At 64.2% G+C, this 15,004-nt stretch carries 10 protein-coding genes; 5 read left to right on the forward strand and 5 right to left on the reverse strand.

Annotated features, from left to right (window positions below):
• The first annotated feature begins 11 nt into the window (after nt 1-11).
• Nucleotides 12-1,418 carry a 3-isopropylmalate dehydratase large subunit gene (locus NTCA1_RS15445; RefSeq protein WP_133084480.1) on the forward strand — a complete coding sequence of 469 codons (1,407 nt, stop codon included), beginning with the start codon at nt 12-14 and terminating at the stop codon, nt 1,416-1,418.
• A complete protein-coding gene (gene leuD / locus NTCA1_RS15450; protein WP_306439295.1) occupies nt 1,415-2,047 on the forward strand; it encodes a 3-isopropylmalate dehydratase small subunit in 633 nt (210 codons plus the stop codon). The genes NTCA1_RS15445 and leuD overlap by 4 nt, the downstream gene beginning before the upstream one ends.
• A gap of 3 nt (nt 2,048-2,050) precedes the next feature.
• Here the strand turns inward: leuD and NTCA1_RS15455 are convergent, their stop codons facing one another.
• From NTCA1_RS15455 to NTCA1_RS15470, 4 genes are all read right to left on the reverse strand, one after another.
• A complete protein-coding gene (locus NTCA1_RS15455; protein ID WP_236549362.1) occupies nt 2,051-3,451 on the reverse strand; it encodes an FAD-dependent oxidoreductase in 1,401 nt (466 codons plus the stop codon).
• A 17-nt stretch (nt 3,452-3,468) separates the two neighbouring features.
• Nucleotides 3,469-4,869, reverse strand: a complete 1,401-nt coding sequence (locus tag NTCA1_RS15460; protein ID WP_133084479.1) for an MmgE/PrpD family protein — start codon at nt 4,867-4,869, stop codon at nt 3,469-3,471.
• 18 nt (nt 4,870-4,887) lie between these two features.
• The gene (locus NTCA1_RS15465; protein ID WP_159831157.1) at nt 4,888-6,219 is read right to left on the reverse strand and encodes an MFS transporter; all 1,332 of its coding nucleotides are present in this window, start codon (nt 6,217-6,219) and stop codon (nt 4,888-4,890) included.
• A gap of 247 nt (nt 6,220-6,466) precedes the next feature.
• Nucleotides 6,467-7,933: a carbohydrate porin gene (locus NTCA1_RS15470; RefSeq protein ID WP_133084477.1), complete on the reverse strand. Its 1,467-nt coding sequence runs from the start codon at nt 7,931-7,933 to the stop codon at nt 6,467-6,469.
• Nucleotides 7,934-8,524: 591 nt separating this feature from the next.
• On the opposite strand from NTCA1_RS15470, the gene NTCA1_RS15475 reads away from it, so the two are divergent.
• A complete protein-coding gene (locus NTCA1_RS15475; protein ID WP_201282500.1) occupies nt 8,525-9,532 on the forward strand; it encodes a GGDEF domain-containing protein in 1,008 nt (335 codons plus the stop codon).
• A gap of 51 nt (nt 9,533-9,583) precedes the next feature.
• Here NTCA1_RS15475 and NTCA1_RS15480 read toward each other — a convergent pair whose 3' ends face one another.
• Nucleotides 9,584-11,725, reverse strand: coding sequence for a TonB-dependent siderophore receptor (locus NTCA1_RS15480; RefSeq protein WP_133084476.1), 2,142 nt, complete (start codon nt 11,723-11,725; stop codon nt 9,584-9,586).
• Between the two features lie 374 nt (nt 11,726-12,099).
• Here NTCA1_RS15480 and NTCA1_RS15485 point away from each other — a divergent pair, with 374 nt between their 5' ends.
• Together NTCA1_RS15485 and NTCA1_RS15490 are read left to right on the forward strand one after the other, a co-directional pair.
• Nucleotides 12,100-13,341: a DUF1214 domain-containing protein gene (locus tag NTCA1_RS15485; protein WP_201282501.1), complete on the forward strand. Its 1,242-nt coding sequence runs from the start codon at nt 12,100-12,102 to the stop codon at nt 13,339-13,341.
• Between the two features lie 21 nt (nt 13,342-13,362).
• Nucleotides 13,363-14,775: a DUF1254 domain-containing protein gene (locus tag NTCA1_RS15490; RefSeq protein WP_133084475.1), complete on the forward strand. Its 1,413-nt coding sequence runs from the start codon at nt 13,363-13,365 to the stop codon at nt 14,773-14,775.
• Nucleotides 14,776-15,004: the final 229 nt, after the last annotated feature.

The following is a 15,004-nucleotide window of genomic DNA, read 5'->3' on the forward strand; positions in this document are numbered from 1 at the left end:
ATGGTCGCGGCATGACCAGGACATTGTTCGAAAAGATCTGGGACGCGCACGTTGTCGCGGACCTGGGAGACGGTGCCGCACTGATCGCCATCGACCGGGTGCTGCTGCATGAACGGACCGGCGGCGTCGCCTTGCGCAGCCTTGCAGCCGCGGGCCACGCGGTGCTGGCACCGGAACGGGCTTTTGCCACGATGGACCATGTCGTCGATACCCGTCTGGGCCGCGGCGATGCCACCGTCATGCCCACGGGCACCGACTTCATCCTCTCCACGCGCGAAGCCGCACGCGAGGCGGGCATCACCGTCTTCGACATCGGCGATCCGCGACAGGGCATCGTTCATGTCATCTCGCCGGAGCAGGGCATCATCCAGCCCGGCTACACACTGGTCTGTCCCGACAGCCATACCTGTTCACAGGGCGCGCTCAGCGGGCTGGCCTGGGGTATCGGCTCCAGCGAAGCGGAACATGCACTGGCCACCGGGACGCTGCGCATCCAGAAGCCGGGAACGATGCGGATCACCGTGACCGGGCGGCTGGCGCCGGGCGTGACCGCCAAGGACCTGGCCCTGCACATCCTTTCGCGCATCGGGTCTGCCGGTGCGCGCGGCATGGTGCTGGAATATGCCGGGACCGCGATCGCCGACCTCGACATCGAGGCACGCCTCACCTTGTGCAATATGGCCACCGAGCTGGCCGCCTTCACCGCGATCATCGCGCCGGACGCGAAGACACTTGCCTATCTTGCCGACCGGCCGTTCAGCCCGAAGGGAGAAATGGCCGAGCTTGCCCGCGCGGCATGGCGTGACCTCGCCAGCGACACCGGCGCCCGCTTCGACCGCGAAGAGCAGTTCGACGCGGCGGAAGTGGCGCCGATGATCACCTGGGGCACCAGCCCGCAGCATGCAGTGCCGCTGGGTGCGGAGGTCCCACGCGCTGCCGACCCGGCCCGCGACGCGGCGGAGGCCGTGGACCGTGCGCTGGACTACATGGGGCTGGCTCCGGGACAGGCGCTCAAGGGCCTGCCGATCGACGCGGCCTTCATCGGTTCCTGCACCAACAGCCGCATCTCCGACTTGCGCCGCGCCGCCGATGTCCTGCGCGGGCGGAAAGTTGCGCCGAACATCCGCGCCATCTGCGTTCCCGGTTCCACCGCAGTGCGCATGGCAGCGGAAGCCGAAGGGCTTCACCAGGTCTTCCTCGACGCCGGTTTCGAATGGCGCGAGGCGGGCTGCTCGATGTGCTTTTTCGCAGGCGGAGAAAGCTTCGGCCCGCAGGAGCGCGTCGTCAGTTCGACCAACCGCAACTTCGAAAGCAGGCAGGGACCGGGAACCCGAACGCACCTTGCCTCGCCGGAAACCGTGGCGGCTTCGGCCGTTGCGGGCCGCATCGCCGCCCCTGCCGAACTGGGAGACGCATGATGACGCCGTTCACTTCGCTTACCGCAGGCGCCGCGCCGCTGCTGCGCGACAATGTCGATACCGACGCAATCATTCCCTCGCGCGAGATGAAGACCGTCGGCAAGACCGGCCTGAAGGACGGGCTGTTCGCGGGCTGGCGCTATACCGAAGTGGGAGGCCGCGAGCCCGAGCCCGGCTTCGTGCTGAACCAGCCCGCTTTCGCAGAGGCCCGCTTCCTCCTGTCGGGCAGCAATTTCGGATGCGGCTCCAGCCGCGAACACGCCGCCTGGGCGCTTGCCGAATATGGCTTCCGGGCCGTGATCGCCGGATCCTTCAACCCGATCTTCCGCGGCAATTGCGTGCGTAACGGCATCGTCCCCGTGGCCCTGCCGCAAGACGCGATCGCGACACTGGCACAGGAAGCCCCGGAAGCGATGACCGTCGATCTGGTCGCACGGAAAGTCCGCGCGGCATCGGGCGCAGTCTGGACATTCGAGATCGAGGACGAAAGCCGTCAGATGCTGCTGGAAGGGCTCGACGCGATCGCCCTCACCCTCCTGCGCCGCGCGGAAATAGAGGCTTTCCTGGACGCCGACTGCCGCCGCCGCCCCTGGATCTATCCCGGGGCGACGACCGGCACGGTCAACTGATCGTCAGGCCGCCGCCAGCAGGGCGGCGGCCGCGAAGCCCGCGAGCTTTCCGAAAGTGGTCGCGGTCAGCAGGCCGTTGCCTGCAAGATATCCATCGGCGCCCGGCCCGGACACCCCCCGCGCCGCGCCGCCACCGGCGAAGAGGTTCGGGAGCGGCGTGCCGTCCGGTCGCAGGACCCGCGCATCGCCGTCCACCACCAGCCCGCCCTGCGTATGGAAGAGCGCTCCGGTGACTTTCGCCGCGCGATAGGGCGCCGCCAGTAGCGGTTTGCCAGTGAAGTCGCGGCCAAAGGCGTCCTCCTCATGGCCCGCGACCATGTTCGCCACACCGGCAATCGTTGCCGCCAGCACGTCTCCGGGAAGACCCGTCGCCCCGGCGAGCGCAGCTTCATCCGCAGCCTCGATCACGGCACCTGCGGACAAGGCATCGCGATAATCGTCGAACTGCAGCATCAGCCGGTGCAACCGCTCGTCGAAGATCGACCAGGCCACACCCCCCGGCTGGGCATTGACCTTGGCGGCCTGCTCCGAATAGCCGGCCGCCTCGTTGGAGAAGCGTTCGCCGCGGGCGTTCACCTGGAAACCGCCCTCCACGATCAGGGGCCAGAGGATCGGCACGCCGTGGCCTGCGGCAAGGCCGCCATGCCCCTGATATCCGCTCATGTCCGCAGTCGAAGCGCCCAGAGCCTCGCCCCAGGCGACGGCATCGCCCTTGTTACCGGGATGACCGTGGAAGACGGCCCCTTCCATTTCCGGGATGAAGCGGCGCACCATCTCGCCGTTTCCGCCGAAGCCGGAGCAGGCCAGAATCAGCGCGTCGCAGCCGATGTCTTCCTCCGCGCCGTCCGGGCGGCGGATACGCACACCGGTCACGCGGTCGCCATCGGCGTGAAGTCCCTCGACGGTCGCTTCGGTCAGCAGCGTCACTTCGGCACGCGCGCCCGCCGCTTCCAGCGCGCCCATCAATTCGCCGCCCGAGCGGTGCGGCGTTCCGTACATGCGGCGCGCGCTGTGGCCGGGGTAGAGAAAGCCGTCCACAAGTTCCAGCGGCACGCCGTGGCCATCGCGGAGCCAGGCCACCGTATCCGCCGACTGTTCCGCCAGCCGCAGCGCGAGTCCCGCGTCGGTCCGGCCCTTCGTCTTGCCGAGCATGTCGGCGGCGAAGCGCTCCGGGCTGTCGTCGATCCCGGCCGCGCGCTGCTCGGGCGTACCGGCCGCCGGGATCAGGCCGGTCGACATCGCCGTGGAGCCGAGAGGCGTGCGGTCGCGTTCCAGAACCAGGACTTCGACGCCCCGATCGCGCAAGGCCAGCGCTGCGCTGAGGCCGGTCGCGCCGCCGCCGATCACGATGGCCGGAAACGCCATCTCGAAGGCGGACGGAGAGGTTGTTATGATGTTGGGCATGCAGTTTTTCCGGTCGTTCAGCGGGTCATCGAAGGCGGCGTGGCAAGCAGTTCCATGAGCGAACGGCAGCTTTCGGCATTCTCGAGGTCGGCAACGGCGCGCTCGATCGCGCTGGAGACGGCCTCGCCCCAGACCGGGTGCGCAAGCCTGCGGAACTTCGCCAGGATCTCGTCCGGGGCGTAAGGGGTTTCGGTATCGCCGCGATTGACGCGCGTTTCGCCGGTAAGCCGCCGACCGTCCTTCAGCGTGATGGCAAGCCGCGCAGGCCTTTCGGCAGGAAGCGCCGAAGTCATGGCGCTATCCTCGCGCACACGCACACGGGAAGCCAGGTCCAGGATCGCGGGGTTTTCCAGCGCCTTGGGACGGAAGGCCTCGGGCGATGCTTCGCCGTGAACCAGCGTCGTGGCGATCGCGAAGGGGATCGAAAACTTGCCGGCCAGCATCGTGCGCGGCGCGGGCCCGTCGAGCTGGGCGGCCCAGATGTAGGTATCGACGTCGATGGACTCGATCCGGTCGGGATCGATGCGCCCACCCTCGCCTGACACCAGCGTTTGCAGCACGTCGAGCGATGCATGGGTATAGCGGCAAGCCGCATGCATCTTGAAATAGTTGCGGGCGATCTCCCAGCGCTTACCAAGGTCTTCCACCATGGCGTCGGGAGAGAAATCCTCGGCGACAATCCCGCCGTAGACGGTGGCGACCGCATCCGCTTCGCCCTTGATCCCGGCGCAGGCCATATCCCATGCGAGCAGGCCGAGCTGGTTGGAGAGGCCTGCGAAGCTGTTGCGCACTGTCGCACCTTCCAGCATTGTCCGGCGGCTCGTCGCGATGCCGAGCCCGGCAGCGATGTTGATAGTATTGGCCATCCCGGCGCTATCCGCGCCTGCAAGGCTTGCAGCAGCAACGGCGGCGCCGACCGTGCCCCAGGTGCCGTGCGGGTGCATCGTCACCCGCAGTCGCGAGGCGATGCCGATGCGCGACCCGATCTCGTAGCCCAGCACCAGAGCGCGCAACAGCGCCATGCCAGCACAGTCACGCGCGGCGGCGAGCACGGCAGGCACGACGTGGATCGCCGGATGGCCCCGCGCGAACTGGTTGCCTTCGTCCAGCTCCAGAGTGGTCCCGGCAAGGCCGCCGAGAAATGCCGCCTCGCCTTCCGATGCAGAGGCGCCGCTGCCGATCACGCTTGCGGGACCGCCTTGCGCGCGTCTCGCCACCAGGGCAGCGACATCCGTTTCCTGCATTCCGGCGGCGATCACGCCGATACTGTCGAGAAGGACGAGGCGGGTTCGGTCCAGAACGGCCCGGGGCAGCGCGGCGGCGCGCTGTTCCACGGCGAAAGTCGCCCATCGGTCCAGCCATCCCGAGACGGGCTGGGTCAACAGGACACTGGCGGGGACAACATGGCTGTCGGTCATGACGGGTTCCTGTTCGGTTCAGCTATCGGTTGCGGAAAGGTCGCCCAGGCGGGCTGCGAGTGCGGCGAGCAGTCCTGCGGCGACCAGCGGGACAGCAAAGGACGCGAAAGTGACCCAGAGCGGCAGCTTGGCGGCAAGCAGCGCGCCGCCGGCCATCGGGCCGATGATGGCGCCGCCGCGCCCGATACCCACGGCCCAGCCGATCCCCGCTCCGCGTATCCGGGCCGGATAGAGCTTTGCGGAAAGCGAATAGAAGCCGGTGAAGCCGCCCTGGAGCGTCAGGCCGAGTGCGAAAGCGGTCAGGAGCACCAGAGCCAGCGGCATCTGCTGGGCGAAGATCATCATAAGGACCGCACAGATCACGAAGAAGACCGCGATCAGTCGGCCGATGGGGCGGCGAATGGCAAGCCATCCGATCAGCAGGCCGCCGACCGCACCGCCCATGTTGAAGATGCTGCCCGCCCACAGGGCCTTGGCCTGACTCAGCCCGCCTTCGACGGCCAGCTTTGGGATCCAGCTCGTCACGAAGTAGAGCACGGAGAAGCTGAGGAACGTCGCAAGCCAGAGCGTTATCGTCGGGCGCAGGAGAGCGCCGGAGAGGAGGTCGCGCGGCTTGGGCAGGCTGCCCACCTCGTCGCGAGGCGGCAGAGATGCCAGATCAGCCCAGCCCATGCGGCGGCGCAGGCCGTTGCTTCGGGCAAGGGCACCGGCAGGCTGGCGCGTCTCCAGGAAAGTCACCGATTCCGGCAAAAGCGCCCAGACGATGGGAAGCAGGATCGCGCTGATCACACCGGCGCCGATCAGGGTGGCCTTCCAGCCGAAAGCGGGAATGGTGACGAGCGACACGAGGCCCGTGACGACCGCCCCCACCGGATAGCCCGCCTGGAAGATGCCGATCGCCAGCGAACGGTGTCCGGGCGGTCCATATTCGCTCACCAGTGCGGCGACGCTGGCCAGCAAGGTGCCGATACCGATGCCGGTGAGCGCACGCAGCGCCGAGAACACGACGATGTTATCGGCGAAACCGCTGCCGATGGCGCCGACCGTCATCAGTACGAGCGCGAGCAGAACCGTAGGCCGCCGCCCCCAGGTGTCGGCAAAGGGTGCCACAGCCACGCAGCCCACCATCATGCCCGCAAGGCCCGCACTGAAGACCACGCCGAGCGCGGCAAGGCCGATGTTCCAGTCCGCCGCCATGGCCGGGGCGACATAGGACATGATCAGCAGGTCCATGCCGTCGAGAGCGTTGATGGCCGCGCAGATCGCGACGACCAGAACCTGCAGCGACGTCCAGCGGCCCGGGCGAACCTCCTTCGCCATCCGTGCATCGGCCGCGATGCTCGCGTTCATCACGAGCGCTCCGGCAGCACTGCGGCCGGGGCCGAGGGCCATGGCACATATGCAGGGACACATCCCCGATTTTCGGGCTTCCGCATCGCTTCTCTCCTAATGACAGTCGCCGCATCCGAGGCTTGCGGCATATCTGCTCGGCCCGCTTGGGACCGCAGTGCGGCCCGGCAGAAGCCGGCCCATGCTATGGACCGGGCAGGTCGAGTCAAGCTTATTATGTATTATTGATATAACAATTTATACCACATCACAGCAGCAGGTAGATCGTGCCGGAAAGGTTCAGGGCATCCTTGAACCGGCCGATGAACGAGGGGTTCTTCAGGTAGGCGGCGGCAGGGGTCAGATAGAGCCCGTTCGTCACGTGAAACGTATAGCTGCCCGTCACCGAAAACTGGTGATCGTTGGCATGCAGCCCCCGCGCCCGGTTCGAGCGGATCGCATCGGGCGAGTACTTCGTGTAGCCCACGCGCAAGGCCGCGGAATCGAGCGGCCGCGAGGCGAAGGGAGCGATCTGGTAGATCCGCCCCTCGTAGAACTGCGTCATCGTATTGACGTCGTCGGGCGCCCAGAACACGCTTGCCCCTGCATAGAAGCCTTTGCCGGGGCGGGTGACATCGGGCTGGGTCAGCTGGAAGTCCGCAGCCCCGTAGAGCGTCTGGTTGGCCGAAGTCCCCCGGCCGTCGAAGCGGGTATAGTCGGAATCGTTGTACATCGCGCCGGCACGCACCCAGATCTGCTTGCCCGACGGCGATGCGGCGCGCTTCACGCCGACCTCCGCTATGCCTAGCGGCCCTGCCCCCTTCATGGTAAGCGCGACGCCCGGTCCGTTATGATCCAGTTCGTAGTTGGTGCCAGCAGGCGCAGTGCTGCGCTGCACGCCCAGCTTCACGTAAGTGCCTTTCTTGAAATGGAAGGTCAGGTTCGCCGTGGGCGTCGAGGCCGGGTCCGCACTGAGGCCGGCCTGGATCGGAATAAGCCCGGTGAGACCGGACGACAGAATCGGACTGCCTCCGGCGAAAAGGCCGACGAATTCGTAGTAGTTGGGCATGATGCCGAATTTCAGCTCGATCTTTCGGTCGGCAAAGCTCTGGTAGAAGGCCAGGTTGCGGATGCCGACGGTATTCTTGCCGTTCGGATCGAAGCTGGTGAGCTGCGAGTTGTACCCCAGGATCAGCCGCGAATTGGGCAGGCCGACCTTGTTCAGGCCGATCGTCGCGATGACGTTGGTCGCCTGGAACTGCAGCGTCGGGCGCTGACCGTTGTAGCGCTGCGGGCTGCGCGGCTGCCCCGTTTCCAGCGGATTGTAGACGCCGACGACGCTGATCCGCGCCTGAAGGCCGATATCCCGCTCGGCCAGCCAACTGCGGAACCCTCCCGTATCGCGCAGGACGGAGTCGGCCGCACCGGGGACGCTCGTGGTGAGACCGGGCTCGGCGAGTTCGTCGAAATGCCGGAACTTGGCGGCCTCGTCATCTGCCTGCGTCCGCGGCGCTATTGCCGGATCGCGCGGCAGCACGGCCGCTTCGGTCGGTGCCTGAGCATCGGGTGCCTGAGCATCGGGTGCCTGAGCATCGGGTGCCTGCGCCTGTCCGGCGTCCGCCGCGCCGTCAAGGCTCTCCTGCGCGATCGCCGGAACGGAAAGGAAGCTGGCTGCAATGGCCGTGGCCGACAGACCGCTCGCACGGCAAAGGGTTCGCGCAATCGCGAGTGACATGGTTATTCTCCCTGTAGGTATCTGCCCGCCAAGCGGCGGCTTATTTCATTTCATCGAGCCGCTCACCTCTCGGGCGGGCACGACCGAAACCCGGCGACCGGCGGCTGACACCGGGCAGCATGTGATGCTGTTCACCCTGAACGATGACATCGTCATTCCCTTATCCGGCATCCTGCGACCGCCCGAACGCAAACGGTCGCTCCTCTTGGATGCGCCGGTGCCTGATCGAGTGCGTTACCCTCTCGAATCTCCTGCGAACCGGGCCACTTGCCCGGTCACCGCGAAGACAGCCGCATCCTATGAATCGTGTCGGGCGAGTCAATCATTTTGTATTATCGTTATAACAATATGATTTTTGAAAGCCTCCCCCGAGATCGAAGCGACCGCTACCGGCTCGACAAGAAGGGCCTGCGGAATTTGCAAAAGGCGAAGCCGCCTCGCGTTCCCGACGCTATTCGCTCGGGATACCTTGCAGGGCACGCCGGCCGAACGACCAGCTTAACCATATCGAAATCTGCCTGGTGTCAGTTGGTGCCTTGACGTGATCCCGCGCCAGCGCCTCTGAAACAACCTTGCCGGACGACCCCTTCCATGAAACCAACCAAGGCCGCCAACGACCCGGTAACCGCGACAGTTCCGGGGATGGAAGTCGATCCCGCCGTCTACAAGACCCTGCTGGAATCGACATTGGCCATTCCATGGAAGATCGACTGGGCAACGATGCGGTTCGCCTACATAGGCCCGCAGATCGAACCGCTCCTCGGCTGGTCCCAGGACAGCTGGATCTCGGTGGACGACTGGTCGTCCCGTATCCATCCCGAAGATCGCGAGCATGTGGTCAACTTCTGCGTCTCGCAATCGATCGCAGGCAAGGATCACGAAGCCGACTATCGCGCGCTGAACAAGGATGGCGGCTATATCTGGATTCGCGACGTCGTGCATGTGGTGCGACGCGAGGACGGTGAGGTCGATAGCCTGGTCGGCTTCATGTTCGACATCAGCGAGCGCAAGCGCATCGAGCACGAACTGATGATGATGCAGAAAAAGCTTGAAGCGCTCTCGTTCGAGGATGGTTTGACCGGGACGTCCAACCGGCGCCACTATGACGAACGGCTTAAAGCCGAGTGGAAGGCCGCTCAGGCCGGACAGCATCCCCTGTCGTTGATCCTGCTCGATATCGACCACTTCAAGGACTACAACGATTTCTACGGCCACATTCAGGGCGACGAATGTCTGGTCAGAATAGCTGGCGCGCTAAAGACGATCGGAATTCGCCCTCGAGACATTGTCGCGCGCTGTGGTGGCGAAGAGTTCGTCCTGCTGCTCCCGGAAACGGGCGAAGCCGCGGCGGCAGCTCTGGCAGAGCGTTGCCGTGCCGCGATCGAAGACCTGCAGATCCGGCACGAAAGGTCCAGTTGCAGCGCGTTCGTAACGGCAAGTCTCGGCGTCGGGACGGTCATTCCGCCTTTCGACAGCGATGCACTCCACTTCTGCGATGCAGTCGACAAATTGCTCTATTTGGCCAAGCAGGAGGGGCGCAATCGCGTCAGGTCCGCATATTCGTCAATAGCAAGCGCCACTTGCTCCGGCGAAAGCTGAGAGTGCCATGAGGAGGGTCCGGCGAGCGCCCGAACCCTCCCTCCGGCAGGATCAGAACTGATAGCGCAGCGTCAGAGTCACATTCCGCGGCTCGCCGTAGGCGAGCTGGTTGTAGAAGCCGATCTGCGAGTAGTACTTCTTGTCGAACAGGTTCTCGACGTTGATCTGCGCCGAAAGCCCGTTCTGCAACTGGTAACGGGTCATCAGGTTGACCAGCGCGTAAGGCTTGACCTTCAACCGTTCGGCATCGCCGGTGACGGCATTGGTCGTGTCGGTATAGCTCAGGCCTTCCCAGTTGACGCCGCCGCCGACGGTCAGCCCGTCGAGATCGCCGCGGAAACCGTAAGTCGTGAACAGGCGCAGCAGCTTCTGCGGATAGAGCGAATTGACGCGCACGCCGCTCGCATCCTTGGCCTTGAACTGGGTATAGTTGGTGGCGATCTGCCAGCCCGGCAGGATCTCGCCGTTGGCCTCGATTTCGAAGCCGGTGCTGTGCGCGCCCTTGGCGGCGCGATAGGCTAGGCCCAGCGTCGGATCGCCGTTGACGTACTGGTCGGGAATCTGCTGCCCGAGATTGTCCTGTTCGATGCGGAAGATCGAGATCGCCGTGTTCAGCTTGCCGCCGAAGAAGGTGCTCTTGAGCCCCCCTTCGTAGTTCGCGCCGGTCACGGGCGGCAGATAGTTGGCGTTCTGATCCTGGAAGTTCTGCGGCGTGAAGATCTTGGTATAGCTGGCGTAGATCGTGTGATTGGAGGTCAGATCGAACAGCACGCCCGCATAAGGCAGGAAGCGGTTCTTGTCCCCGTAGTCGGCCGAGGCGCCGTAGGACACGCCGCTACGCTCCCAGGATGCAAGACGGCCGCCGACGATGACCTTGAGCGGATCGGCCAGGGACAGGCGCGTGGCGGCATAGTAGCCCCACTGCTTCGTCCTGGTATCCACCACCTGGCTGCTGGCGCCCCAGCTCGGTTCGGGGAACGAACCGTCCCATTCGAAGAAGTTGCCCGGCTGGGCGGTGGCACCCGCGGCACGGCTGTAGAAGGCGAACTCCTGCGAGGCATAGCTGGCGCCTGCAATAAGGTCATGTTCGCGGCCGAACATCTGGTACTTCCCGGTAACGCGGATGCCCACGTCGTTCTGCGCGGCGCGGCCCTTGTAGTTGGCCGCCATCGCGCCGAGCCCTTCGCCGGTATCCTTGTCCACCGTGCCCGAGAGATAGAGCAGCCGCATGTCGCTCTTGTTGAGCGTGCGATTGCCATAGACCGTCACTTGCCAGTCGTTGCCGATATCCTGCTGAAGCCGGGCGAACATCGTCTGGTTGGTGGACTTCCAGCTCGTCCAGTCGGCACCGATCGTCTTCGAACGCGACCAGTCGGTGCGGGTGCCGTCCGAGAACCATACCGGCAGGCCGCCCCATTGCGTGCCGCGCGGGTCGATGTCCTGGTAGCTGATCCCGGCGCTGACATGCGTGTCCGGCGTGAGGTCGGCATCGACGACCCCGTAGAGCACCAGCTTCTTGTTGTGGAGCAGGTCCGTGAAGCTGTCGCCTTCCTCGTACTTGGCGACGCCGCGCACGCGGATCGTGCCGTCGGAGGTCACCGGCGCTCCCACATCGGCCATGACCGAATAGTTGTCCCAGCGGCTTGCCGTGGCCATGACCGAGCCGGTCAGTTCGCGCGCATCGGCGTGCTTGCGGATGAGGTTGACGGAGGCGGAAGGATTGCCGGCGCCGCTCATCATGCCGGTGGCACCGCGCACGATCTCCACCCGCTCGTAAAGCGCCACGTCGAGCAGCGTCTCGCCTGCGCTATAGGCGGTCTCGTATTGCACCGGGATACCGTCGATCTGGTAGTTGTCGATATCGAAGCCGCGCGCCGAGAACCCGTTGCGGGCATTGTCGAGCGCGCGCGAGGATACGCCGGCGGCATTGTTGATGACGTCGGACAGGGTACGGATGCCCTGGTCCTCAAGGCGCTGCGCAGTCATCACGGTAACCGACTGCGGCGTTTCCTGAAGGCTGAGCGGCAGGCCCGTCGCCGATCCCAGCTTGTCGTCCGTCGTGTAGGAACCGGTGACGACGATGTCGCCCTCCGCTGACTGGGCAAACGCGGCGCTGGGAAGGCCCGCTGCCAGCGCAAAAACCGACACGCTCCGCAGACAGGCGGAGGACTTGAGAAAACGATTTATCTGCATGGATTGCTATTCCCCGAACCGACGCGACCATCACGCTATTGCGACGCGATCGCATTTGCGAGTGCGGCTAGAAGAGCCTCCGGGAAAAGTCAATCCGCCGATCCAAGCCTCACGAAGATCTCGTCCGGCCAAGGACGCGAGTTTCCAAATGGCGCTCTGCCGGTACAAAACATCCTGTTGGCAGAATGCCGGTGCGAAAATCGCGGACTACGAAGATCATCACCTCGGCGAAATCTTTCACCGAGGCCAAGACGCGCCTTGCCGCAACCGGCAGTCGTTCGGGTTAATCCCGCAACACCTCATGATTTGCCCCGATGGACGGCGCAGGCTCGCTCCTTAGGCTAATGCGAGGCGAGTTGCGAAAGGTTGGGTTGATGAACGATCGCGCGATCGGCGAGGGCTATATCTATTTGCTGGGTCGGGCCCTGGTGGTGCGGCAGGAACATATCGACCGTGGCGCTGCGGATTTCGCGTTCAACAGGATCAAATACAACCCGCTCGGCACAGCCGATTTCGTCAATCCCAACTTCGATGTCGCCTACCTCGAAGCGTGGATCGGCGTGGATCCCCAAACGCCAGCCATCCTTGAAGTGCCCCGTATAGAGGGCCGCTACTACACCGCCCAGATCCTTGACGAATGGGGCGAAGTGATCACCAATATCAACGAGAGGATCTTTCCGAGCAAGCCCTGTGGGAAGTTCGCGTTGGTCTACCCCAATTCGTCAGCGCCGATACCGGCCGATACCGGACGGATAGAACTTCACTCGGCCAAAGCCAAACTGCTTGGGCGTGTCGAACTGAAAGGGGATCCCGATGGCGCGGTCGCGCTTCAAGAAGCGTTTAGGCTGAACAGCCTGGGCACACCGACAATAGCCGACGCTGCGCCGATGCCGCTTTTCGGTAATGACGAATTGATCGGTGTCGATATCTTCGACACTGTCGAAGCGGTGCTGGCAAGTGCCCTCGATGTCTCACCTATCGCGGCAAGCATGCAGCAGCAGGTGCGCGCTATTGCCGCTCGGATTGCAGGCGATGCGGACGAGCGGGCCCGTGTCGATGCGCTGATCCGCGAAACGATCGTGCCGCGCTTCAAGCAATACGTATTCACGCAAAGCGGGCCCTATCGCAACCATTGGGTCGGCGGCGCCGCAGCAGGCAACTACGGCAGCGATTTTCATATGCGCGGCGCGATCAACTATGCGGGAATCTGGGCCAACAACATCGGCGAAGTCACCTATTACGTCGCAATGAAGGACGCCGATGGCCAACCGCTGGACGGCGATAATGCCTATGCAATCCACTTCCCGCCCGATCAGTTGCCCGACACCGTGGTCGATGCCTATTGGTCGGTCATACTGGTGGACCGAACCGACTTCCGCGTCGTTCCCAACGATCTGAAGCGCTATAATTTCAACAACCATTCGCCCCTGGCCAAGGAGGCCGACGGGTCGCTCAAGATCGGCATCGGCGCCGCTCCGGTGGCCGGTATTTCGGAATCGAACTGGCTCCCTGCCGCAGCCGGGAAACCCTTCTCCCTGACCTTTCGCACCTATGTGCCGCGAGAAATTGTGCGCACCGGCGGCTGGTCACCCCCGGTGGTGACGCGCGTGAATTGAACCTCTTCACTGGAGAAAGCCATGTCGCAATCTTTCGCGCCGGAAACGATCGCAACCCGGATCGGGCCGCTCACCTTCAGCCATGCGATGCCCGACGGCTATCCCGCCGCCGAAACACTGGACAAGCTGTTCGACGAACGCGATTTCCAGCGGGCCTGCCAGGCCTATCTATGGTCGCTGCCGCTGGTCGGGTTCGAACAGTGGAAACATGAGGCGAGCGCGGCCCTGGGGGCAGCGAATGGCCAGATCGTCGCCTACCTCAGCTATGCCGACAAGATCGGTGTGCTCACCCCTAACGCGACGACGCCTTACTATGTCGGCTTTGCCGATCTGTCACAATCAGGCCCGCTGGTCCTGGAATTCCCACCCAGCGGGATTCGCGGTGGTCTGGTCAATGTCTGGCAGCAGGGGCTTGAAGGCACGGAACCCGGCAGGAAATATCTGCTGCTTGGACCGGGGCAGGATGCCCCCGCGGAGGCCGGAGAACTGGAAATCCGGGAACTGTCGAGCTTCGGGATCATGATCGGAATCCGCATCACGGTTACCGATCCGGCAGAGGCGAAGGAGGTCCTGTCGCAGCTTCGGGTCTATCCGTTCAGTCAGCGGAGCAATCCGCCCCCAACCGAAATCATGGCCGCGGCCGAGCGCCCTTGGCATGGCACCCAGCCGCGCGGGATTGCGTACTGGGAACGACTTGCGCAAGTGCTTGAACGTGAACCGCTGGGCGAACGCGACCATTTCTATCGCGAGATGTTGAAGCCTCTCGGGATCCAGCAAGGAAAGCCATTCGCGCCCGATGCCCGTCAAAAGGAATTGCTGGAGCAGGGCGCGCTGGTAGGCGAGGCTATGGCCAAGGCCAACACATATGACCGGCGCTTCGCGGGAACGCGCTACCGCGAGGGGACCCATTGGGACCATGCGCTGAACCTCAATCCCGACGATCCCGACGAATACTGGGGCCGGCTCGATGAACGCGCGTCCTGGTTCTACGAGGCCTATTCGGCCGCAGCGGACATGTCGCCGAACAAGCCGGGCCCGTCTTCGGCCTATCTCGGCGCCTATCGCGACAGCGCGGGCGAATGGCTTGATGGCGGCAGCCATTACATTCTGCGGGTACCATCGAATCCGCCGGCCAATCTGTTCTGGTCCGTGACGCTCTACGACCTCGACAGCCGTTCGCTGATCCTCAACTCGCAGCAGATTGCCGACCGCTCCTCCAGGATGGACCTGCGGACCAATGCCGATGGATCGGTCGATATCCATTGCGGGCCGAGCGCACCCGAAGGATTTGAGCACAACTGGATACCCACGGTTCCGGGCCGCGGCTGGTTCGCCTATTTCCGACTTTACGAGCCGACCCAAGCCTATTTCGAGGCCAGCTGGGCGTTACCGGATTTCGTGCGTCAGGACAGGGCAGGCGCTGAATCGGGTTAGTTCGGCCGCTCACCAGCGTCGGTACGCACCCAGGAACCGGCCATCCGTTTCGCAGCAGCAGTTGAAGATTCTGTGCCTTCGCTGCCGTCATGCGAGCCCTGGACGATATCGCAATGTCCACATCCGGCGATTCAGTTTGGTAGCACCACACTTTCAAGAACGACGGGTTCTGCTGGCCGAAACTGCTCTGAAAGACCGTTTGCAGTGCTACGATAGAAAATCGGCACTG

Source organism: Novosphingobium sp. TCA1 (assembly GCF_009811895.1).
Taxonomy (GTDB): domain Bacteria; phylum Pseudomonadota; class Alphaproteobacteria; order Sphingomonadales; family Sphingomonadaceae; genus Novosphingobium; species Novosphingobium panipatense_A.

Excerpts from the sequence above, each read along its gene's own strand:
- NTCA1_RS15445 (WP_133084480.1), top strand. The coding sequence starts at position 12 with ATGACCAGGACATTGTTCGAAAAGATCTGGGACGCGCACGTTGTCGCG.
- leuD (WP_306439295.1), top strand. The coding sequence starts at position 1,415 with ATGATGACGCCGTTCACTTCGCTTACCGCAGGCGCCGCGCCGCTGCTG.
- NTCA1_RS15455 (WP_236549362.1), bottom strand. The coding sequence starts at position 3,451 with ATGCCCAACATCATAACAACCTCTCCGTCCGCCTTCGAGATGGCGTTT.
- NTCA1_RS15460 (WP_133084479.1), bottom strand. The coding sequence starts at position 4,869 with ATGACCGACAGCCATGTTGTCCCCGCCAGTGTCCTGTTGACCCAGCCC.
- NTCA1_RS15465 (WP_159831157.1), bottom strand. The coding sequence starts at position 6,219 with ATGAACGCGAGCATCGCGGCCGATGCACGGATGGCGAAGGAGGTTCGC.
- NTCA1_RS15470 (WP_133084477.1), bottom strand. The coding sequence starts at position 7,933 with ATGTCACTCGCGATTGCGCGAACCCTTTGCCGTGCGAGCGGTCTGTCG.
- NTCA1_RS15475 (WP_201282500.1), top strand. The coding sequence starts at position 8,525 with ATGAAACCAACCAAGGCCGCCAACGACCCGGTAACCGCGACAGTTCCG.
- NTCA1_RS15480 (WP_133084476.1), bottom strand. The coding sequence starts at position 11,725 with ATGCAGATAAATCGTTTTCTCAAGTCCTCCGCCTGTCTGCGGAGCGTG.
- NTCA1_RS15485 (WP_201282501.1), top strand. The coding sequence starts at position 12,100 with ATGAACGATCGCGCGATCGGCGAGGGCTATATCTATTTGCTGGGTCGG.
- NTCA1_RS15490 (WP_133084475.1), top strand. The coding sequence starts at position 13,363 with ATGTCGCAATCTTTCGCGCCGGAAACGATCGCAACCCGGATCGGGCCG.